This is a genomic window from Curtobacterium sp. MCBA15_004 (genome assembly GCF_001865055.2).
Taxonomy (GTDB): domain Bacteria; phylum Actinomycetota; class Actinomycetes; order Actinomycetales; family Microbacteriaceae; genus Curtobacterium.
In genome coordinates this window covers 1209250-1230769 of sequence record NZ_CP126266.1, presented here as the reverse complement: position 1 = coordinate 1230769, position 21520 = coordinate 1209250, and the positions used below count along the sequence as shown (strand labels likewise).

Genomic DNA, 21520 nt, shown 5'->3' with positions numbered 1-21520 from the left:
GATCCCGGGCCGCGCAGGGTCTCGCTCCCCGCGAACGCGCGGACGCGCGAACGCGCGAACGCGCGGACGCGCGAACGCGCGAACGCGCGAACGCGCGGACGCGCGGACGGACGCGCCAGGCACCAGAATGGTTCCACCGTGACACCACCTGACACCGCGCCCCGCCGCCGCCTGCTCGCCGACCTCACCCCGCTCCGCCGCTCCCCCGCGTTCGCGCGGCTCTGGGCGGGCACCGCGATCGCCGGGATCGGCACGCAGATGACCACCGTCGCGGTCGGCCTCGAGGTGTACGAGATCACCCACTCGACCTTCGCGGTGGCGCTCGTCGGGGTGATCGCACTCCTCCCGATGATCGTCGCGGGGCTGTACGGCGGCATGCTCGCCGACGCCTTCGACCGGCGGCTCGTCGCCCTGGTGTCCTCGATCGTCGCCTGGGCCGCGGTGGCCCTCATCGCCACGCACGCCTGGCTCGGGCTGCAGAGCGTCGCACTCCTCTACGTGCTCGCGACCGTGAACGCCGTCGCCGCCACCGTGAGCAACGCCTCCCGGTCGGCCATCGTGCCGCGGCTCGTCGGCACCGACCTGCTCCCCGCGGCGAGCGCCCTCGGCGGCATCGCGTCCGGGTTCCAGGTCACGGTGGGCCCGGCGATCGCGGGCGTGCTCATCGCGAGCGTCGGGTTCGCGCCGACGTACACGATCGACGTCGTCCTGTTCACGTTCGCGTTCCTCGGGGTGTTCACGCTGCCGCGGATGGCGGCCGACCGCGACGCGCTGAAGCCCGGGCTGAGCTCGCTCGTCGAGGGTGCGCGCTTCCTCCGGCGCTCCCGCAACATCACGATGACCTTCGTGCTCGACATCGTCGCGATGACCTTCGGCCAGCCGCGCGTGCTCTTCCCCGCGATCGGCGCGCTCGTCATCGGCGGCGGATCGATCACGGTCGGCACGCTCACCGCCGCGTACGCGATCGGTGCCCTGCTGTCGAGCGTGTTCTCCGGCCCGCTCGGGCACGTGCGCCGCCAGGGCGAGGCCGTCGGCTGGGCGATCACCGCGTACGGCGGGGCGATCGCGGCGTTCGGCGTGGTCATCGCACTCGCGCACGCGCTCGGCGGCCGGTCCGGCGAGGCGTTCGGCGTCGAGATCCTGCCCGGCCTCGGGCTCGCCGCACTGTTCCTCGCGATGGCGGGCGGCGCGGACAACGTCAGCTCGGTGTTCCGGAACACGATCCTGCAGGCCGCCTCGCCGGACGGCATGCGCGGCCGACTCCAGGGCATCTTCATCGTGGTCGTCACCGGCGGTCCGCGCCTCGGTGACCTGTACGCCGGGCTCGTGGTCGCCGCCGGGATCGCGTACCCACCGGTGATCGGCGGCGTGCTCATCATCGGGCTCGTCGCGCTGCTGCTCCGGCTGGTGCCGTCGTTCCGCCGCTACGACGCGCTGCACCCGCACGCGAACTGACGCACTGCGCCTCCGGTCCGCACCGCGGCAGCCGGGAGGCGCGTGGCGGCCCGGCACCGCGCCTCCGGTCCGCACCGCGGCAGCGGGAGGCGCGTGGCGGCCCGGCACCGCGCCTCCCGTCCGTCCCGGGGTCGGGTACCGTTCTCGGCATGCCCGACAGCGCTTCGCGCGACCTGCAGCGGACCGGCCTCCGCGCGGTCGTCCGGCGCACCTACCACTCCGTCATCCGGCACCGGGTGGTGGACGCGGCAGCTTCGCTGACGTTCTTCGCCCTGCTCACCGTGTTCCCGAGCGCCCTCGCCGTGGTGTCCGCGCTGTCGGTCGTCGACCGGCAGGGCGACAGCCTCACCGACGTGGTGCAGGTGCTCGGCTTCATCGTCCGGCCGGAGACCGCGCAGCACCTCGAGGGGCCGCTGCGCCAGCTGCTCTCCCTGGACAACCCGTGGGCCGGCTTCACGATCGGCCTGGTGCTGACGCTGTGGTCGCTGTCCGGGTACGCGACCGCGTTCGGCCGCGCGATGAACACCGCCTACGAGGTCGAGGAGGGCCGGCGGATCTGGAAGTTCCGCGCGATGATGCTCCTCGTCACCCTGCTCGTGATGGTCGGCGGTGCGATCGCGATCGTCATCCTGCTCGTCACCCCGACGATCTCGGCCGCGGTGATCACGCAGCTGGGCTGGCCGTCCTGGGTCGACGACCTCTGGAACGTGGCGAAGTGGCCCGTCCTCGCGGTGGACCTCGTCGTGATGGTGGCGGTGCTGTACTACGCGACGCCGAACGTGAAGACGCCGCAGCTACGGTGGGTCTCGGCGGGTGCCGCGTTCGCGATCGGGACCTGGGCCGTCGCCACGGTCGGCTTCGCCCTCTACGTCGAGACGATCGGCGGCAGCAACAAGGCGTACGGGTGGCTCGGCGGCGCGATCCTGCTGCTCGTCTACCTGTACATCTCGAACTTCGTGCTCGTGGTCGGCGGGGAGCTCGACTCCGAGGTGATCCGGATGCGGCAGCTGCTCGCCGGGATCGAGGCCGACGAGTCGATCCGGCTGCCGCTGCGCGACGTCACGCGGAACTTCGTGCTGGCCCGGTGGCGGGACCAGGACATCGCGACCGCGCACCACGTCCGGCTGGCGGCTGCCGAGCAGGCGGCGGCGGACGAGTCGACCGATGAGGAGCCGGACCCGACGGCCGAGCACCTGCGGGCGCTGTCCCGGCAGGTGCGCGTCGGCGAACCCCCGATGCCCTGACGCGCCCGCGTCAGCCCTGACTACTGCTCGCGCTCCCGCGCCACCCGTGCCGCCTCGGCGTCGAGCATCTCCTCGGTCACGACCGGGATCGCCCCGGTCGCGAGCTCGATGCCGGACAGCCGTGCCGGGGAGAGCACCCGGGTCACCTGGTCCTCGTCCATCAGCCCCGCGGCCGTGACGAGCGTCGCGATCGGCGTCGAGGTCGTCAGCGCCGTGTGCGCGATCGACGCCGCCGCCGCGTACCCGATGTACGGCGTCAGTGCCGTGACGACGCCCACGTTCGTGTCCACCTGGGCGGCGAGCTTCGCCTCGTTCGCCTCGATCCCGGTGACGCAGTTCACCCGGAGCGTCGCGCACCCGCTCGCCATCCACTGCAGAGACTGCAGGATCGAGTGCGCGATGATCGGCTCGAAGGCGTTGAGCTGCAGCTGTCCGCCCTCGGCCGCCATCGTCACCGTGGTGTCGGCACCCGCGACGGCGAACGCGATCTGGTTGACCACCTCGGGGATCACCGGGTTGACCTTGCCGGGCATGATCGACGACCCGGCCTGGCGAGCCGGCAGCGTGATCTCCCCGAGCCCGGCCTGCGGACCGGAGGCGAGCAACCGGAGGTCGTTGCAGATCTTCGAGAGCTTGGCGGCGCTGCGCTTGACGGCGCCGGACAGGGTCATGAACGCACCCGCGTCGCTCGTCGCCTCGATGAGGTCGGGCGCCGTCACGATGTCGAGCCCGCTCGCGACCTGGAGCTGCCGGCGGACCTCGTCGCGGTAGAGCGGGTCGGCGGTGATGCCGGTCCCGATGGCCGTCGCGCCGAGGTTCGTCTCGGCGAGCAGCGGCGTCACCGTGCGGAGCAGGAGGACGTCCTCCTGGATGGTGTGCGAGAAGCCGGTGAACTCCTGCCCGAGGGTCATCGGGACGGCGTCCTGCAGCTGCGTGCGGCCGACCTTGAGGACGTCCTGGAACGCGCGGCCCCGCTCGGCGAAGGCCTCCGACAGCAGCTCGAGCTGCTCGGTCAGCCGGTGCACGCCGAGGATCATCGCGAGCTTGACGCTCGTCGGGTACGTGTCGTTGGTCGACTGGCTGCGGTTGACGTGGTCGATCGGGTGGAGGTACCCGTAGTCGCCCTTCTCGCGGCCGAGCAGCTCGAGGGCGCGGTTCGCGAGCACCTCGTTCGTGTTCATGTTCGTGCTCGTCCCGGCACCGCCCTGCACGACGTCCACGACGAACTGCTCCCGCAGCGCGCCGTCGCGCACCTCCTGCGCGGCACGGTCGATCGCGTCGGCACGTTCGGCGTCGAGCACCCCGATCGCCTTGTTCGCACGGGCGGCGGCCTGCTTGACCGTCGCGAGCGCCACGATCAGGTCCGGGTAGACCGCGATCGGCACCGAGGTGATCGGGAAGTTCTCGAGCGCCCGCAGGGTGTTGATCCCCCAGTAGGCGTCCACGGGGACCTCCAGGGATCCCAGGGAGTCGGTCTCGGTGCGGGTGCGTGCTGCTTCGTTGCCGGTCACCCCACGAGGCTAGCCCGTCCGGTCGGTCCGGTCCGGCAGCGCGCACGGCGCTGCGTGGCGTCGGACCGAACGACGGGCGGGCGGCCGCACCGGGCGCGCGGCACCGCGGGACGTGACGGTCCGACGGGCGGCCGCCGGCCGGTGACCAGCGGACGGTCGGGAGGCCCGTGGCGGCGTCGCCACGGGCCTCCCGACCGTCACGCGGTCGCGTCCCGCGACCGGCGCGTACGGGACTCCGGGATCAGTGGAACTGCGGGACGATCAGGGAGATCCCGTACAGCACGGCGGCGCCGGTGACCGCGAAGCACGCGATCGACAGCGCGCGGAACGCGCGCACGGCGGGCTGCACCGCCCCCGGCTGCGGGAAGCCGGCCGTTGCCGGGCCGATCGTGCCGTCGTCCTTCACGGTGTACTTGCCCGCACGGGTGTCGGCCTCGCTCCACAGGCGCAGCCCGATCGAGTACACGAGGACGACGAAGCACGCGGAGACGACCGCGACCACGGCGACGGTGAGGAAGGCCAACCAGTCGATGCTCATCAGCGGCGTCCTCCGTTGCGTCCGGCCATGCGGCGCAGCGTGCGCTCGCGGCTGAGTTCGGCGCGACGCTCCGCGACCCGGGCGGCACGCTTCTTGCGCTGCATGTCGCGGAGCTCCTTGCGGGTGAACACGGCGTTCGCGGCCACGTCGACCTCGATCGCGGCGGCCTGGTCGTGCGGCTTGCGGAGCGACCAGAGGTACAGGCCGAGGATCACGGCCGCGCCCACGACCGCGTCGATCACCAGGCCGGGGACGCCGAGCAGGGCGATGGCCGAGGCGATCGCACCGACCGCGGCGGCGGCGGGGAGCGTGATGAACCAGGCGATCACGATCTTGCCCGCGGTCGACCACTGGATCTTCGACCCGCGACGGCCGAGACCGGCACCGATGATCGAGCCCGAGGAGACCTGCGTGGTGGAGAGGGCGAAGCCGAGGTGGCTCGACGCCAGGATCGTCGCGGCGGTCGACGCCTCGGCCGCGAAGCCCTGCGTCGCGCGGATCTCGGTGAGGCCCGAGCCGAGCGTGCGGATGATCCGCCAGCCGCCCGTGTACGTGCCGAGGGCGATCGCGAGCGCACAGGCGACGATCACCCAGAACTGGACGCCCGAGTCCGCCGACTGCGAGCCGGAGGCGATCAGGGTCAGCGTGATGACGCCCATGGTCTTCTGCGCGTCGTTCGTGCCGTGCGCGAGCGACACCATCGAGCTCGTGAACACCTGGCCGATCCGGAAGCCGCCGCGCTCGTTCGGGAACACCGGACGGCGGGTGACGCGGTAGGCGATGCGGGTCGCGAGCAGCGAGACGAGCGCCGCGATGACCGGCGACAGGAACGCCGGGATGATCACGACCGTCAGCAGCGCGGCGTAGTTCACCGAGCCGAACCCGGCACCGACGATCGCGGCACCGATGAGCCCGCCGAACAGCGCGTGCGAGGACGACGACGGCAGGCCGCGCAGCCACGTGATCATGTTCCAGACCACCGCGCCGATGAGCCCGGCGAAGATCATCTCGGGGGTGATGGCGACGCCACCGGGCCCCTCGTTGATGAGTCCGTGCGAGATCGACGTCGCCACGGCGGTGCTGAGGAACGCACCGATGAGGTTGAGCACCGCGGCGACCGTGACCGCCACCTTGGGCTTCATGGCGCCCGTGGCGATCGGTGTCGCCATCGCGTTGGCGGTGTCGTGAAAACCGTTTGTGAAGTCGAAGAAGAGGGCCAACGCGATGACCAGGACGACTATGAGTGTGATGTCCACCGCGGACGAGTGTCCCAGGCCTGCCCGCTGAGCACAAACCCTGTCGTTCATCCCGCGTCCACCCGGCCTTCGGGGTCGTTCAGGATCGGAACCACCGGATGGGAGGATGGAGGCCATGGACATCGTCGAGCTCCTCATCCTGCTGGTCGGCTCGCTCGCGGTGACCGGCTTCGCCCGCGCCAAGGGACTACCAGCGCCCCTGCTCGTGACGGCGGTCGCGCTCGCGGTGTCGTTCGTCCCGGGGCTGCCCGAGATCAAGATCGACTCCGAGGTCATCCTCACGGTGGTCCTGCCGCCGCTGCTGTACTCGGCGGCACTCGACGTGTCGTGGCAGAGCTTCCGGCAGTCGATCAAGCAGATCCGACGACTCGGCGTCTTCCTCGTGATCATCACCGCGCTGGCCGTCGGCCTCGCGGCCTACCTGATCATCCCGGACATGGACTGGCCCGCGGCGATCCTGCTCGGTGCCGTCGTCGCCCCGCCGGATGCGGTGTCCGCGGCGTCGATCGGCCGCAAGCTCGGGCTCCCCCGTCGGGTGATGACCGTGCTGTCGGGCGAGAGCCTCATCAACGACGCCGCCTCGCTGACGCTCGTGCGCGTGTTCACCCTCATCGCGGCGGGCACCTCGCTGACGATCTGGCAGGACCTCGGGATCTTCGCGCTCGCGATCGGCGTCGGCTTCGCGGTCGGCATCGTGCTCGGCGTCGCGGTGCACTGGATCCGGATGCGCATCAACGACCCGGTCGTCGAGACGATCATGAGCATCCTGCTGCCGTTCGTCGCCTACGTCCTCGCCGAGCACCTGTCCGGTTCCGGCGTCATCGCGGTCGTCACCGCGGGCCTGTACATCGGCTACAACTCGCCGAAGGAGGGCTACGCGACCCGCCTGCAGGAGCGCCCGCTGTGGACGAGCATGGACGTCATCCTCGAGGGCTTCGTGTTCGCGCTCATCGGCCTGCAGTTGAACACCGTCGTGCAGGACCTCGTCGAGAGCGACCGCAGCCTCGGCCAGACCCTGACCGCCGCGGCCGTCGTGCTCGTCGTCGTGGTCCTGGTCCGGCCGCTGTTCGTCTTCGAGTCGTACGTGCGGAACCGCTTCCACGGGCGGTGGGTCCGGCCCCTGCGCATCCGGCTGTCCCGCGGTCACCCCTCCCTGCGCTGGATCCGCGGCTCGGCGGAGCCGAAGCTCAACTGGCGCGAGCTCACCGTCGTCTCGTGGACCGGCATGCGCGGCGTGGTGACGCTCGCCGCAGCGGTCGCGGTCGTGGCGGACCCGGTCGAGATCAAGGCCCAGGACACGATCTTCATCATCGCGTTCGTCGTGACCGTCGGCACGCTCCTGCTGCAGGGGCTCACGCTCCCCTTCGTCATCCGCGCGCTCAAGGTGCAGGACCCGCGCGAGGGCGAGGAGGACGTCCGCAGCGAGATGCGGCTCAACCAGCGCACGACCGAGGCCGCGATCGCGCTCCTCGAACGCCGCCGCTCGGCCTGGTCGGAGCAGTACGGCCCGCAGGCGGTGGACTCCGTCGTGAACCGGCTCAAGGCGCGCCTCGAGCGGCAGGCCGAGACCTTCCGCCGCGACGCCGAGGAAGAGGAGGACGAAGAACGCAACGCCCCGATGCGCCTCCGCGGTGCGCAGATCCAGGACATCCGGCGCGAGCTGCTCGACCGTCGGCGCGAGATCGTGCTCGAGGAGCGCGAGAAGGGCAACCTCGACGAGGAGGTCATGCGCCGCGTGCTCGTGACGCTCGACGCCGAGGAGCTCGCGATGGACTCGGCACAGGCGTCGCGCAGCCGGTCCTGAACCGTCCCGCGCGGGACGGCGGTCGCGCCCGCTCACGGCACGCGGGGAGCAACCCGGGCGTATCGTGACGCTCCGACCAGGAGAAGGAGCACAGCGCCGAGTGAGCGAGCCGCGGAACGACGTCCCCAGGAACACCGACCTCCCTGACCGAGACGGAGCGCCGCGCACCACCGCGCCGAAGCCCGCACCGAAGTCCCGGCAGACCCGACCGTCCACGCGCGGCGGATCGAAGCCCCGCCGCGGTGCCCCGGTCGCCGGCAGCCGCTCGGTCTCCCGGACGTCCCAGGTCCGGCAGGCGCCCGTCCCCGCACCGCAGAAGGTCAGCCGGTACCGCCGCTGGTACGGCACGCTGCACCCCTCCCTGCAGCTCATCGGCCTGCAGCTCTGGATGCCGCTGTTCTTCATCGTCGGCTTCTGCCTCTGCTACGTCTTCGCGTTCCACGCCCCGCACCCGCACGACGTCCCGGTCGCCCTGGTCGGCAGCGACCCGACGCTCGTCGCCGCGGTCGACAAGGCCCTGCCGGGCGAGTACGTCTTCCACGTCTACGACTCCCTCGCACAGGCGAAGCGCGACGTGCTCGCGGGCACGATGGCCGTCGCGGTCGACCCGTCGGCGAACGAGGTCTTCAAGGCCAGCGCGCACCAGTTCCAGGTCGCGTCGCTCGTGCCCGCGACGCTCTCGAGCGTGATCGAGGCCACCGGTGGCCCGGCCCCCACCGTCACCGAGCTCGCGCCGCTGCCCGCCTACGACGAGTACGGCACCGTCGCGATGTACGTCATGCTCGCGTGGTGCATCGGCGGCTACATGGTCGCGATGTTCATCGGCATCATGGGCGGCCCGCTGCGGCACCGCACCCGGATGGCGGTCATCGTCGTCGGCGGCCTCGTCATCTCGCTCATCACGAACACCCTCGCCGGTCCGGTGGTCGGCGCGATCCACGGGCACTGGATCGAACTCGTCCTCATCGCCTGGGGCTGGATCGTCGCGATCGGCCTCGCGGTCAACGGCCTGAGCTACTTCGTCGGGCGGTTCATCGCCGCCCCCGCGATGATCTGCTTCGTCTTCCTGTCGATGCCGTCGTCCGGTGGCGCCTACCCGAAGTGGTTCATGCCCGAGCCGTTCGCGTGGCTGAACCACGTGGTGGTCGGCTCGAGCATGGTCGACATGATCAAGCACGAGGTCTACGGCGTCGGCCCCGGCTTCGGCCGCGGGTTGCTGACGATGGGCTGCTACGCCGCCGCCGGGCTCGTCCTGATGTTCTTCGGCAAGCAGTGGTGGGAGCGCCGCCGCATCTCGGCGATCGTGAACAACCGCACCACGATGTTCCAGGACGCCCAGAACGCGAACCGCGAGTTCCTCGGCAAGCAGCGCGACGCCGAGCTCGAACGGCACGGCCTCACCTCGACCGAGACGGGCACGCTCAGTGTCCTCCGCGACGACGACTGGGAGGACGAGCGCGTCTCCGGGGACGTCTTCACCGGGGGTCGGGACGGCCTCGAGACGGAGACCACCCCGACCGGACGCATCCCCGTGGTGCGGCAGGCGGACCGCTCCGGTCCGACCCGGACGGGAGGCGCGGGGAACGGTCCGCGCACCCGTCCCGTCCCGCGGGTGGACGGGTCCAGGACGTCGGCCCGGCCCGACGGACCGGCCCGGTCCGGCGCGACGGGGCGCGCGGACGCGACGGCCCGGCCCGACACGGCGGACCGCTCCCGCACCCACGGGCGGCACGCGGAGCGCTGATGGCCCGGGCGACCCGCGGCGCGTCGGGCTCGCGGGCAGGACGCGGAACCGCCCGGCGCCGGGCGTATCCTGGGCCGATGACCTCCCGCACCGCCTGGCACCGCGCCCTCGTCACCGTCGTCGTCGTGTTCCTCGTGGTCGCGGCTGGGCTGTACGCCGCGAGCGTGCTGCTCGCCCCGGCCGACGGGCGCAACGTCGCCGGGCTGTTCGTGGGCTGGGCGATCTTCGCGGTGCTCGCCGCGATCGCCGCGGGCGTGGTCGACTTCTTCGTCCGGCCGCTCGGTGGGCGCAGCGGCGACGCCGACGTGCTCGCCGCGGCCGAGGAGGCCCGCACCGGCAGCACCCGCACGCAGCCCCAGCGCTGAGCTGCCCCCAGGACGCAAGCCCGGCGCTGACCTGACCGACGACGAGCGCCGAGCGACTACCGGGACGGGCGGCCCTCCGCCCGCACCCCCGTGCCGGTGAACCCGGCGACCGTCGCGTCGTCCTCGGCGAAGGTGAACCGCGCGTCCACCGTCCCGCCCGCGAGCACGCCGGGCAGCCAGTAGCGGGCGTCGTCCCACATCGCGTCGTACGGCACGGCGTCGACCGGGATCCAGCGCGGCACCAGCTCGTCGCTGCCCGTCGGGCTCCCCTGCCAGCGGCGACAGACGAACACGTCCGAGACCTGGGACCAGGACGGGCGGTACGGGAACCGGTAGTCCAACGTGCCACGCGCCTCCAGGTCGGCGGGGTCGAGCCGCAGGCCGACCTCCTCGGCGACCTCTCGGACGGCGGCCGCCACCGGCGGCTCCCCCGGCTCGACCTTGCCGCCCGGACCGACGAGGCGCCCCGCGCCGAGGCCGCGTCGCTTCTCGCCGAGCAGCACCTCGGGGCCGTCCGTGCCGTCGCGCAGCAGGTACACGACGACGACCGGTGGGTGCTGGGACTTCGTCTGGTCGCGCGGGGTCACGCGTCCAGTGTGGCCGATCCGCTGACGTAGGCTTGGCGCATGGCAGGCGTGCTGTGGGGGCACCGTGGCTGAGTCCCGCAGGACCGGGCGCAGCCTCGAAGTGCTGCGCGCCGAGGCCGCCGAGGAGATCTCGGTGATCGTCGAGCACCGCAGCCGCGCCGGCGAGGACCCGTGGGAGTTCATGCCCACCCTGCCGTCCGTCGACGAGCAGGTCGTGCTCATCCTCCGTGCCGACGCCGTCGAGCTCGACGCGGCGATCAGCCAGCGCAGCGCGCACTGGTCGGGGCACCCGGCCTCCGGGCAGGGCACCGCCCTCGGCGAGGAGTACCACCGGCTGCGCCGCATCGCCCTGCAACACCCCGAGCTGACCCCGGCGGTGTGGAAGCTCCTCGGGTCGCTGCCCCGCGCCGACTGACCTGCGGTTGGATGGGGGCCATGACCGACACCGTCCTCGCCGTCCTCAACCAGCCCTCGCGCGACGCCGCGCCGCACGACCCCGCGGCCGACGCGTACACGTGGGCGAAGCCGCTCGAGGAGCACCTGCAGGTGCAGGACCTCGGTGCGGTCCGGGGCGACGGCGTGTTCGAGACGATCACGGTCGTCGACGGCCGTCCGCAGGCCCTCGAACCGCACCTGGCGCGGTTCGTCCGGTCCGCGGCGATGCTCGACCTGCCCACACCCGACCTCGACGCCTGGCGCCGGGCGATCGAGGCGGTGTGCGCACGGCTCGACCCCGTGCACGAGGCCTTCGCGAAGACCGTGATGACCCGTGGGGTCGAAGGCAGCGGTCGCCCCACCGGGTGGGTGTACGCCGCGCCGTCCGGCGACCAGAGCGCGGCCCGCACCGAGGGCATCGCGGTCGTGACGCTCGACCGCGGCTACCGGCACGACGTCGAGCGGACCTCGCCGTGGCTGCTGCAGGGCGCGAAGACGCTCTCGTACGCGGTGAACATGGCCGCGCTGCGCGAAGCCGAGCGCCGCGGTGCCGACGACGCCCTGTTCGTCTCGACGGACGGCTACGTGCTCGAGGGCACGCGCGCCAACCTCGTCATGGCGGTCGGCGGGCGCTTCGTGACGCCGCGGACCGACATCGGCATCCTCGCCGGCACGACGCAGGCCGACGTCTTCCGGTTCGCCGAGGGCGAGGGCATCGCGACGTCGTACGAGCTCGTGACGCTCGCCGACCTCGAGGCAGCCGACGCGCTCTGGCTGCTGTCGAGCGTCCGCCAGGCGGCGCCGATCCGCTCGGTGAACGGAGTCGCGCGCGCGGTGGACCTGGACATGACCGAGCGCATCAACGACTTCCTGCTGTCGCGCGAGCAGTAGCCCGCCGGGGCCGGGGAGGGCGGACGGGAGGCGCGGGGCGGGGCCGCCACGCGCCTACCGTCGTCAGCCGGTCACCAGCGCGGGGTGGTGACGCCCGTCCCGTCGGCCCACGCGTAGACGGACGCGCCCTCGATCCAGACGCGCGTCGCACGGCTGGTCGCGGCGAGCGGGTCGCCGTCCCAGAGCACGAGGTCCGCGTCGAAGCCGGGCTCGATGCGGCCGACGCGGTGCCCGAAGCCGAGGAAGTCGGCGGGGTTCGTGGTGAGCGCCTCGAGCGCGGTCTGCCACGGCAGCCCCTCCTTGACCGCGGCGGTGGCCTGGTCGACGAGCATGTTGATCGGCACGACCGGGGCGTCCGTCGTGATCGCCACCCGGACGCCTGCAGCGGCGAGCGTCGCGAGGTTCCGGATGCCGCGGTCGCGGAGCTCGACCTTCGAGCGGCTCGTGAACAGTGGGCCGTAGATCACCGGCACGTCCCGCTCGGCGAGCACGTCGGCGATCTTGTGCGCCTCGGTGCCGTGGTTCACGACGAGTCGGTACCCGAACTCGTCGGCGAGCCGCAGGGCCGTCGCGATGTCGTCGTGCCGGTGCACGTGCTGGTCCCACGCGAGCTCGCCGTCGAGCACGCGGACGAGGGTCTCCTTCGTCAGGTCCCGCGTGAACGGCTCGCCCTTCGCTGCCGCGGCCTCGCGTGCGGCGCGGTAGTCCTGCGCGGCGACGAACGCCTCGCGGATGACCTTCGCGACGCCCAGGCGGGTCGAGGGCGTCTGCCCCTTGTCGCCGTACACGCGCTTCGGGTTCTCGCCGAGGGCGCTCTTGACGCTGACGGCGTCGGAGATGAGCTGCTCGTCGATCGTCCGGCCGCCCCAGGTCTTGATCGCCACGGTCTGCCCGCCGATCGGGTTCCCGGAGCCGGGCTTCACGACGATGCTCGTGATGCCGCCGGACAGTGCGTCGCGGAAGCCCTCGTCGTCGATGTCGACGGCGTCGATCGCCCGGACGGCGGCCGTGTTCGGGTCGGTCATCTCGTTCGTGTCGTTCCCCGCCCAGCCGTTCGCCTCCTCGTGGATGCCGACGTGGCCGTGCGCCTCGACGAAGCCGGGGACGAGCCAGGCGCCGGCGACGTCCACGACGGGCAGGCCGGGCGGCGGGGTGACATCGGGGCCGACCGCGGTGATGCGGCCGTCCTCGACGACGACGGCACCGCCGTCGAAGGCGGGTGCGGAGACGGGGACGACGTGGGCGCCGGTGACGACGAAGGAGGAGGAACGCATGCGTCCACGCTACGGCGGTCGGGGTCCGGGGCCGCGCGGTCGTGCATGCGACATGTGCATTCCTTGGCGGGCGCGTCCGCCCGGTCCTACCGTCGTTGGACGGTGGCCGTCCGGCGCCGCCGGCGTCCCTGCTCGTCCGACCCACGACCGCCCGAGGAGGCCCGTGCCCGACCCCACCAGCACGACCCCCCTGACGACCACGCCGGTGTGGCCGTCGCACCGCACCGAGGAACGCCCGTGGCGGAGCGCCGTGCGGGGCCCGCGCGCCGACCGGCTCCTGCGCTCGGTCCGGGTGTCGCTGCCGCCGCCCGTGGCCGGGGCGGTCTGGTCCCCCGACGACGGCACGGCCGTGCTGCTCGCGCGTGCGGCGCTCGCCCTCCGTGCGCTGGACGACGCGCAGGGCACCGGTCCCCTGCAGCACGTGCTCGCGCGGACCGAGGCGGTCTCCTCGTCGCGGATCGAGCACGAGCACGCCACGACCGAGGACGTCGCCCGTGCCCTCTCCGGCTCGCGGGCGAACGCGGGTGCCACGGCGACCGCACGCGCGGCCGAGGCGATCGTCGGTCTCGTCGAGGCGGCGTCGGGCGGGACCGTCGACGAGCCCGCGCTGCTGCGGGCACACCACCACCTCATGCGCGACGACCCGCTCGACGGGCCGTACGCCGGTCGGTACCGGGACGTGCAGAACTGGATCGGCGGCGGCGCCACCCCGCGGACGGCCCGGTACGTCCCACCGCCGCCGGAGCACGTCCCGGCGCTCATGGCCGACCTGTTCGCGTTCCTCCGGCGCGACGACCTGCACCCCGTCGCCCAGGCCGCGATCGCGCACGCGCAGTTCGAGTCGATCCACCCGTTCACCGACGGCAACGGCCGCATCGGTCGGGCACTGGTCGCCGCGGTCCTGCGCGCCCGCGGGGCCGCGCGGTCGGCCGTCGTCCCGCTCGCCGTCGTGCTCGACGCCGAACGCGACCGGTACTTCGCGCACCTCGAGCGGTACCGGCAGGGAGCGGTCGACGACTGGGTGCGGGACCTGGCGATCGCGGTGGGTGCCGCAGCCGACGAGCCCCTGGTCACCTCCCTGCTGCTCGCCGAGGTGGGGGTCGACCGTGCCGCGGGCGTCTGCCGGTCCGGGGTGCACGCGGTGCTGGGGCGGGCGCTCGAGCAGGACGCCGTGCTCACCGAGGACCACGCCGAGCGGCTCGTCCGCCGCGCCGCTGGTGGGACCGGTCCGGGGGTGGGCCGCGACGTCGGGGCCGTGGTCGACCGGACGACCGACGACCTCTGTCGAGCGGGCGTCCTGCGACCAGTCACCACGCGTCGGCGGAACCGGGCGTGGGTGGCGCCCGCGGTCGTCGCCGAGCTCGACGCGTTCATCGAGCGGATCCGGGACGGGGTCGACGCCCGGGCGCGCGGATGCCCTGCGGCGACGAGCGCTCGGGACGGAGCCGGCACCGCGTCGGTGGGCGGCCGCTCGGACCCGCCGAATAGGGTGGGACGGTGAGCAGCGAGCACGCCCAGGCCACCACCCCGCCGTCCGCCGCCAAGCGGCCCGTGACGCGGACCCACCACGGCATCGACTTCGTCGACGACTACGAGTGGTTGCGCGACAAGGAGTCACCGGACACGATCGCCTACCTCGAGGCCGAGAACGCGTACACCGACGCCGCCACCGAGCACCTCGCCCCGCTGCGCGACCGCGTCTTCGCGGAGGTGAAGAGCCGCGTGCAGGAGACCGACCTCTCGGTGCCGGTCCGCATGGGCGACTGGTGGTACTTCACGCGCACCGCCGAGGGCAGCCAGTACGGCACCCACTGCCGCGCGCCGATCACCGGCCCCGACGACTGGACCCCGCCCGCGGTCGCCGAGGGTGCGGGGACGCTCCCCGGTGAGCAGGTCGTCCTGGACGGCAACGCCCTGGCCGAGGGACACGACTTCTTCTCGCTCGGCAGCTACGACATCAGCGACGACGGCACCCGCCTGGTCTACGGCGTGGACGTCGAGGGCGACGAGCGCTACACCCTGCACGTGCGCGACCTGACGACCGGCGAGGACCTCGGCGACGAGATCCCCGACACCGGTTCGGGTGCGACCTTCGACCCCTCCGGCCGGTACCTGTTCTACCCGACCGTCGACGAGTCCTGGCGGCCCGACCGCATCTGGCGGCACCGGGTCGGCACGGCGGCGTCCGAGGACGTCGTGGTCTTCGAGGAGCCGGACGACCGGTACTGGGTCGGTGTCGGGGTCACCCGGTCGTCGCAGTACATCGTCATCGAGCTCGGGTCGAAGATCACCTCGGAGGCGCTCGTCCTCGACGCGTCGGACCCGACCGGCGAGTTCACCGTCGTGTGGCCCCGGCGCGAGGGCGTCGAGTACGAGATCGAGCACGCCATCGTCGGCGGGAGCGACCGCTTCCTCGTCCTGCACAACGACGGCGCCGAGAACTTCGAGCTCGTCGACGTGCCCGCCGACGACCCGACCTCCGAGCGGGACCGCCGGGTCGTCGTCGCGCACCACCCGGAGCGACGCATCGAGTCTGTGGACGCCTTCGCCGGGCACCTCGCGCTCGAGTACCGGTCCGAGGCGCTCCCCCGCGTCGCCGTCATCCCGATCGAGGGCGACGGCTACGGCGACGCGCACGAAGTCCCCTTCGACGAGGCGCTGTTCTCGGCGGGACTCGGCGGCAACCCGGAGTGGCACCAGCCGACCCTGCGCATCGGGTACACGTCGTTCGTCACCCCGTCCGAGGTGAGCGACCTCGACCTGGCCACCGGCGAGGTCACCGTGCTGAAGCGCCAACCCGTCCTCGGCGGCTACGACCCGGCGGACTACGTGCAGGAGCGCGACTGGGCGACCGCCCCCGACGGCACGGAGGTCCCGGTGTCGCTCGTCTGGCGACGCGACGCCGTCGACGCCGACCGGCCGGCACCGCTCCACCTGTACGGCTACGGTTCGTACGAGCACTCGATCGACCCGGGCTTCAGCGTCATGCGGCTGTCGATGCTCGACCGCGGCGTCGTCTTCGCGGTCGCGCACGTCCGCGGTGGCGGCGAGATGGGCCGGCACTGGTACGAGGACGGCAAGACCCTCACCAAGAAGCACACCTTCACCGACTTCGTCGCGGTCGCCGAGCACCTGATCGCGTCCGGGCGGACCAGCGCCGACCGGCTCGTCGCCGAGGGCGGCAGCGCGGGCGGCCTGCTCATGGGTGCGGTCGCGAACCTCGCACCCGAGCGCTTCGCCGGCATCCTGGCAGCCGTGCCCTTCGTCGACGCGCTCACGAGCATCCTCGACCCCGACCTGCCGCTCACGGTCATCGAGTGGGACGAGTGGGGCGACCCGCTGCACGACCCCGAGGTGTACCGCTACATGAGCGAGTACTCGCCGTACGAGAACGTCCGCGACGACGTGCAGTACCCGCGGATCCTCGCGGTGACGTCGATCAACGACACCCGCGTGCTCTACGTCGAGCCGGCGAAGTGGACCGCGAAGCTCCGCGAGGTCGGCGCCCCGGTGCTGCTGAAGACCGAGATGGCAGCCGGGCACGGTGGCGTGAGCGGCCGGTACGACTCGTGGAAGGAGCGGGCGTTCGAGATCGCCTGGCTGCTCGACGTGCTCGGGCTCGCCGACGTGAACCCGGCAGCCGCTGCGGAGCCGATCGCCGCCGGCTGACCCGAACGGGCGCGGCCCCCGGGTCGCGCCCGCGCCCGGGGTGGACGCGGGCCAGCGGCGGACGCGGCAGCCCGCGCCCGCCCGTCACACGCGGTTGAGCGCGTGCACCGCCTGGTCGTAGGAGTCCTCGGCCAACCGCACCCGGTCGCCCGCGAGCACGCCGTACCCGAACGTGCCCTCGCCACCGCGCTCGGCGATGCCGGAGTGCACCCGCAGCACGTCGAGCGCGTGCAGCGACCGCACCCGCTCGGTCAGCACGTCCGCGGCGTCGCCGATCCGCTTCCACAGCGCGTGCGGGAACGCATCGTCACCGAGCACGTCCATCGCCGCGCGGGCCCGGGTGGCGGCACGCCAGGCCTCCTCGGTCGCGGCGCGCTCGGTCGCCTCGCGGTCGAGCAGGCCGAGGGAGTCGTCCTCCTCGCCGACCGCGGTCTGCACGAGTCGGCGCACCCGGGGCTTCTCGACGGCCGAGACGTCCTGCGCGACGCGCTTCGGCGACCGGAGTGCCCAGTCGGTCGGGGCCGGACGCTCCACGCCGTCGTCGAGGGCGTCGAGCAGCTCGAGGTACGGCTCACCGTGCAGGAACGCGAGGACCTCGGCCACCGCGACCGCCCGGCGCTCCCGGGTCGCCGCCAGCACCCGCTCGCGGGTCATCGTGTCGACCAGGAGGTCCTGCGCCGGGGAGGACGCGTACGGCAGCCGCTCCACCAGGTAGTCGGCGAGCGCGGCCCGCGCGGTCACCGCGGCAAGGCCGTCGGCGGCCTCGGCCGCGCGGTCGGCCGCGGCCGTCCCGGCGAACGCCGGGCGGTACGACCCGAGCACGGCGGCGATGCCGAGGGCGGTCCGGGCCGTCTCGCGGAGGTCGGCCGGCCCGCCGGACCGGAGCTGCGCCTCCTGGGCGAGCAGCGCGGCGCGCAGCTTCTTCAGCTGCTTGGCGAGCGCGCGGGCGGCGGTGCCCTTCTCGGGCTTGTCGGCGGTCTGGAGGCGCGGTGCCGGTGCGCCTGCCAGCCCGCGTGCCAGCTTGGACGCGACGGCCGCAGGGGCGGCCCCCACGGCCGCGAAGCGCCCGTCCAGCGCCGCGAACAGCTCGTGCGCGACCTGCTCGTCGACGCCGGCGACGGCCTCCACCTCGACCTCACGCCAGGTGCGGGGCGTGGCCGGGGCGTCGGCGTCCAGACGCTGCGCGGTGACCAGGTCGTCGGCGAGCTCGGCGACCTGCTCGTCGTCCTCGTCGAGCAGGCGCGTGACCGTACGGGTGGTCGCGATGTGCACGACCGGTCGGAGCGCGCGGCCCCGGCGCTCGGTGAACAGGGCGGCGAGGACCTCGTCGGGCACGGCGTCGGCGTCCTCGGTGAGGGGGAAGTGCTGCTCGTGCCGGACGGTGTCGGAGGCCGAGCGCTTGATGTGCCAGCCGGCGTCGGGGCCACCCGTGCGTCGGCGGACGGTGACGCGGGACGCCACCAGGTCGTAGCGCTCGGTGTCCCAGTAGGTCGCGTCGAGGGCGAACGGCTCCTGGTGGTCCGTGGCGGTGATGCTGCCGACGCCGATCAGGTCCGGGAGGGCCCCGCCCTCGGGCAGGTCGTAGGTGCGCTCGATCTCGAGGTGCGTGTCCGTCACGTGCTCCTGTCTACCAGGACGGTGTCGTGCACCACGAACTCGCGGGGCACGTCCACCCGGGCGATCTAGGCTCGCGGCATGAGCGACACCATCACCCGTGACGCGTTCGTGCCGGAGGCCGGCGGCGTCACCATGTTCACGACCACCTGGTGCGGGTACTGCGCGCGCCTGAAGAACCAGATGACCAAGGCGGGCGTCCCCTTCCGCGAGGTCGACATCGAGCAGACGCCCGGCACGGCCGAGCTCGTCGCCGAGGTCAACGGCGGCAACCAGACGGTGCCGACGCTCGTGTTCCCGGACGGCAGCACCGCGACGAACCCCTCGCTCGCCGAGGTGCAGTCCCGCATCTGACCCGCGGCGGGGCGCGCTGGCCGGAGCAACCCCGCGGCGCGACGTGCTGACCGGAGCCACCCCGCGGCGCGACGTGCTCCTGCACAACGAGAAGCGGCTCGAACCACGGAATTCCGTGGTTCGAGCCGCTTCTCGTTGTGCGAACGCACGCGGGCCCCCGTCGCAGCCCGCGGCGGGCCCGCGGCGGGCCTGCCGCGGCCTGCCGCCCGCGCGAGCGGCGGCGGGGCCGCAGCCCCGCCGCGCTCAGCGCGAGAGCGCGTCCGTCAGCAGTGCGACCATCGCGTCGAGCTGGATGTCGCCGGAGTCGACGACCTCCTCGTCCGAGCCGTCGAGCGCGCGGGCGGCCAGGGACGCCTTCGAGTCGATGAGCTCGGCGATCTTGGTGTCGATCGTCTGCGCGGCGATGATGCGCCACGCGGTGACCGGCTCCTCCTGCCCGATGCGGTGCACGCGGTCGATCGCCTGGGTCTGCTCGGCGCTCGTCCACGACAGCTCCGCGAGCACGACGTTGGACGCCACCTGCAGGTTCAGGCCGACGCCGGCCGCCGACAACGAGCAGACGATCACGGCGACGTCGGGGTCGTTCACGAACGCGTCGATCTCGGCCGTGCGCTGCACCGGGGTCTGGTCGCCGCGGACGGTCGCGGTCTTCAGGCCACGACGGGCGAAGACCTCCTCGGCCTGGTCCATCACGTCGAGGTGCTTCGCGAAGAACACGACCTTGCCGACGTTCGACGCCAGCTGCGCCGCGTAGTCCGCCGCGAGCTGGGCCTTCGCACGGCCGATGCGACGCACCATCGAGAACACGTTCTCGCCGGTCGACGAGGCGTCCTGGTCCTCGAGCTCCCAGCGGGCGACCTGCCGCACGAGCTTGTGGTCGATGCCGACCACCGGGTCCTGCCCGGTCCGGGCCGCGAGGGCCTGGTGGTACCGGCGGACGAGCTTCGCGGTGAGCTCGCGCTCGGCGTCGCGGATCGAGCGACCCTCCTCGCCGTCGAGCTCGACCGGGATGTCGGCGATGCGACGGGCCGGGATGTCCGCCGCGACGTCGACCTTGCGGCGCCGCACGATGCCCTGGTCGATGACGGCCTTGCGCGCCTCGACGAAGAAGCCCGGGTCGGCGGGGGTGAGCCCGATGTCCTCGAGCTCGTTCATGAGCTTCGCGCGGGGCTTCTTGTCGTCGATCCAGCCGAGGTACTCCCAGATGGTGCGGAAGTCCTCGACCGAGTTGATCAGCGGGGTCCCGGTGAGCGCCATGAGGAGCGGCGCGGCCGTGCGCTCGCGGATCTTCTCGGCGAGCTGCAGCACGAACCGGGAGCGCTGCGACTCCTTGTTCTTGATGAAGTGCGCCTCGTCGACGACCATGCCCTTGAACCCGAACGAGCCGAGCCAGCCGACGTGCCGGTCGAGGATCTCGTAGTTCACGATGACGATGTCGGCGAACCCGTCGAGGTCGTCCCCGTCACCGTGGATGACGGTCGCGCGGCGGTTCGGCACCCAGCGCTCGGCCTCGCGTGCCCAGTTCGTCTTGACGACGTTCGGCACGACGACGAGCAGCGGGAAGGCGTTCGCGGCGTCGGCGGCGAGCAGCGACTGCGCCGTCTTGCCGAGACCCGGCTCGTCGGCGAGCAGGAACGTGCGGTGTCCCTGCGACGCGGCGGCGACGAGCTCCGCCTGGTGCTTCATGAGCGTGGTGCCCGAGCGCGTGTGCAGGTTCGCGGGTTCGGGCAGCGGCATCGACGCCGCTCCCCCGCCCGCGCCGTACTCGAACGACTTGAACAGCGGGCCGAACAGCTCCCAGTTCGCCAGGCGACGCGGGTGCGCGACGGGCTGGTCGGCGAGCGCGAAGTCCGGCGGCATGAACGGGTTCGCGAGCTGCCGCTGCACGACGGCCTGCGGGAGCACCGACCGCACCGGGGTCTCGACGACCGGGGACGGCTCGGCGGCGATGACGAGGTCCTCCGGCTGCAGCTCCATCCCGCCGGCGATCATCATGTCGCGCTTGACCGTGCGGGTGGCCTCGCTGACCGAGGCCTCCTCGGTCAGCAGCTGGATCACGCTGGTGTCGCGTGCCGCCGTCTTCGCGAGGATCGTCGCCACGCCGTCGAGGCGCTTCAGCTGCTCGGCGCGCTGCGCGTCGGTGAGCTCGGTGTCCGCCTTGACGCGGGCACGCTCCTCACGCATGAGCAGTGCGACCGCCTGGAACTTCGTCCGGTTGGTGGCCTTGAGCGGACCGCGCTGCGCCGCGGCCTCGACCTCGCGCACGGCGCGGGCGAGGACGGGGATGACGCCGTCGTTGTCGAGCGGCCTGGTGCGGCGCGACGCGGTCCGCGTCCCGCCGGCTGCACGCCGGGTGCCTGATCGAGCCAACGCTCCTCCTTGTTCCGCCCGTCTGCACGGGCGAGCCGCCGTCGGTGGCGGGAAGTCCTCGACCGGTGCCGGCACGGCTCCGGTCCCGCGGGCCACCCTGGCCCGCTGGTGCGCCGGTCCCGTTGCGGAACTCCGGTGGAGCCCTGCGGACCGTGCCGTCGTGCACCGCTCGGTACGCGACACGTCGGTCCGCGCCGGGGTCCGGCGCCGTCGCACGCACGTGGCGCCCCACTGGACGCTCACGGCCCGGCCCCCGCGTCGGTCAACCGACCGACCGCCGCATCCGGAATCGACGCGGCACGCGAGCACACGGTGCGTGCTCCGGGCAGTTTACTCCCCGACCCCCGACGGCGGCGACTCCCGCGTCCCCGCGCGCGTCGCGCGCACGGGACGGGAGGCGCGGCGCCGG

General features: G+C 72.9%; 17 protein-coding genes. 10 read left to right on the top strand and 7 right to left on the bottom strand.

Annotation, left to right across the window (positions count from 1 at the left end; genetic code table 11):
- The first annotated feature begins 138 nt into the window (after positions 1-138).
- A complete protein-coding gene (locus QOL16_RS05795; RefSeq protein ID WP_083395102.1) occupies positions 139-1455 on the top strand; it encodes an MFS transporter in 1317 nt (438 codons plus the stop codon).
- Between the two features lie 149 nt (positions 1456-1604).
- Complete coding sequence (locus QOL16_RS05790; protein WP_071285027.1) at positions 1605-2699, top strand: YihY/virulence factor BrkB family protein; 1095 nt, start codon at positions 1605-1607, stop codon at positions 2697-2699.
- A gap of 20 nt (positions 2700-2719) precedes the next feature.
- Here QOL16_RS05790 and QOL16_RS05785 read toward each other — a convergent pair whose 3' ends face one another.
- The 3 genes from QOL16_RS05785 to QOL16_RS05775 form a co-directional block, all read right to left on the bottom strand.
- A complete protein-coding gene (locus QOL16_RS05785; protein WP_071245863.1) occupies positions 2720-4210 on the bottom strand; it encodes an aspartate ammonia-lyase in 1491 nt (496 codons plus the stop codon).
- 241 nt (positions 4211-4451) lie between these two features.
- On the bottom strand, positions 4452-4748 hold the full coding sequence (locus QOL16_RS05780; protein ID WP_065959787.1) for a hypothetical protein: 297 nt from the start codon (positions 4746-4748) through the stop codon (positions 4452-4454).
- Entirely contained in the window at positions 4748-6004 is a 1257-nt protein-coding gene (locus QOL16_RS05775) for an inorganic phosphate transporter (RefSeq protein ID WP_065959785.1), read from the bottom strand. The genes QOL16_RS05780 and QOL16_RS05775 overlap by 1 nt, the downstream gene beginning before the upstream one ends.
- Before the next feature lie 115 nt (positions 6005-6119).
- Here QOL16_RS05775 and QOL16_RS05770 point away from each other — a divergent pair, with 115 nt between their 5' ends.
- The 3 genes from QOL16_RS05770 (at position 6120) to QOL16_RS05760 (ending at position 9917) form a co-directional block, all read left to right on the top strand.
- On the top strand, positions 6120-7808 hold the full coding sequence (locus QOL16_RS05770) for a sodium:proton antiporter (RefSeq protein ID WP_065959909.1): 1689 nt from the start codon (positions 6120-6122) through the stop codon (positions 7806-7808).
- Between the two features lie 100 nt (positions 7809-7908).
- Entirely contained in the window at positions 7909-9552 is a 1644-nt protein-coding gene (locus tag QOL16_RS05765; protein ID WP_071245857.1) for an ABC transporter permease, read from the top strand.
- Between the two features lie 77 nt (positions 9553-9629).
- Positions 9630-9917, top strand: a complete 288-nt coding sequence (locus QOL16_RS05760; RefSeq protein WP_065959780.1) for a hypothetical protein — start codon at positions 9630-9632, stop codon at positions 9915-9917.
- A gap of 56 nt (positions 9918-9973) precedes the next feature.
- Here QOL16_RS05760 and QOL16_RS05755 read toward each other — a convergent pair whose 3' ends face one another.
- The gene (locus tag QOL16_RS05755; protein WP_071245855.1) at positions 9974-10504 is read right to left on the bottom strand and encodes an 8-oxo-dGTP diphosphatase; all 531 of its coding nucleotides are present in this window, start codon (positions 10502-10504) and stop codon (positions 9974-9976) included.
- Between the two features lie 64 nt (positions 10505-10568).
- Here QOL16_RS05755 and QOL16_RS05750 point away from each other — a divergent pair, with 64 nt between their 5' ends.
- Both QOL16_RS05750 and QOL16_RS05745 read left to right on the top strand, forming a co-directional pair.
- Complete coding sequence (locus tag QOL16_RS05750; RefSeq protein ID WP_065959777.1) at positions 10569-10919, top strand: tryptophan synthase subunit alpha; 351 nt, start codon at positions 10569-10571, stop codon at positions 10917-10919.
- Positions 10920-10939: 20 nt separating this feature from the next.
- Entirely contained in the window at positions 10940-11830 is an 891-nt protein-coding gene (locus QOL16_RS05745; RefSeq protein WP_071285028.1) for an aminodeoxychorismate lyase, read from the top strand.
- Positions 11831-11901: 71 nt separating this feature from the next.
- Here QOL16_RS05745 and QOL16_RS05740 read toward each other — a convergent pair whose 3' ends face one another.
- Positions 11902-13104, bottom strand: coding sequence for an amidohydrolase (locus QOL16_RS05740; RefSeq protein WP_071285029.1), 1203 nt, complete (start codon positions 13102-13104; stop codon positions 11902-11904).
- A gap of 163 nt (positions 13105-13267) precedes the next feature.
- On the opposite strand from QOL16_RS05740, the gene QOL16_RS05735 reads away from it, so the two are divergent.
- Both QOL16_RS05735 and QOL16_RS05730 read left to right on the top strand, forming a co-directional pair.
- Complete coding sequence (locus tag QOL16_RS05735) at positions 13268-14605, top strand: Fic family protein (protein WP_071285030.1); 1338 nt, start codon at positions 13268-13270, stop codon at positions 14603-14605.
- Positions 14602-16773, top strand: coding sequence for a S9 family peptidase (locus QOL16_RS05730; protein ID WP_071285031.1), 2172 nt, complete (start codon positions 14602-14604; stop codon positions 16771-16773). Before QOL16_RS05735 ends, QOL16_RS05730 begins: the two co-directional genes overlap by 4 nt.
- Positions 16774-16857: 84 nt before the next feature.
- Here the strand turns inward: QOL16_RS05730 and QOL16_RS05725 are convergent, their stop codons facing one another.
- Entirely contained in the window at positions 16858-18390 is a 1533-nt protein-coding gene (locus QOL16_RS05725; RefSeq protein WP_071285032.1) for a CYTH domain-containing protein, read from the bottom strand.
- A 78-nt stretch (positions 18391-18468) separates the two neighbouring features.
- On the opposite strand from QOL16_RS05725, the gene QOL16_RS05720 reads away from it, so the two are divergent.
- Complete coding sequence (locus tag QOL16_RS05720; RefSeq protein WP_065963863.1) at positions 18469-18741, top strand: mycoredoxin; 273 nt, start codon at positions 18469-18471, stop codon at positions 18739-18741.
- Between the two features lie 243 nt (positions 18742-18984).
- On the opposite strand, the gene QOL16_RS05715 is transcribed toward QOL16_RS05720, so the two are convergent.
- Positions 18985-21111 carry a DEAD/DEAH box helicase gene (locus QOL16_RS05715; RefSeq protein ID WP_071285033.1) on the bottom strand — a complete coding sequence of 709 codons (2127 nt, stop codon included), beginning with the start codon at positions 21109-21111 and terminating at the stop codon, positions 18985-18987.
- Between the last annotated feature and the right edge of the window lie 409 nt (positions 21112-21520).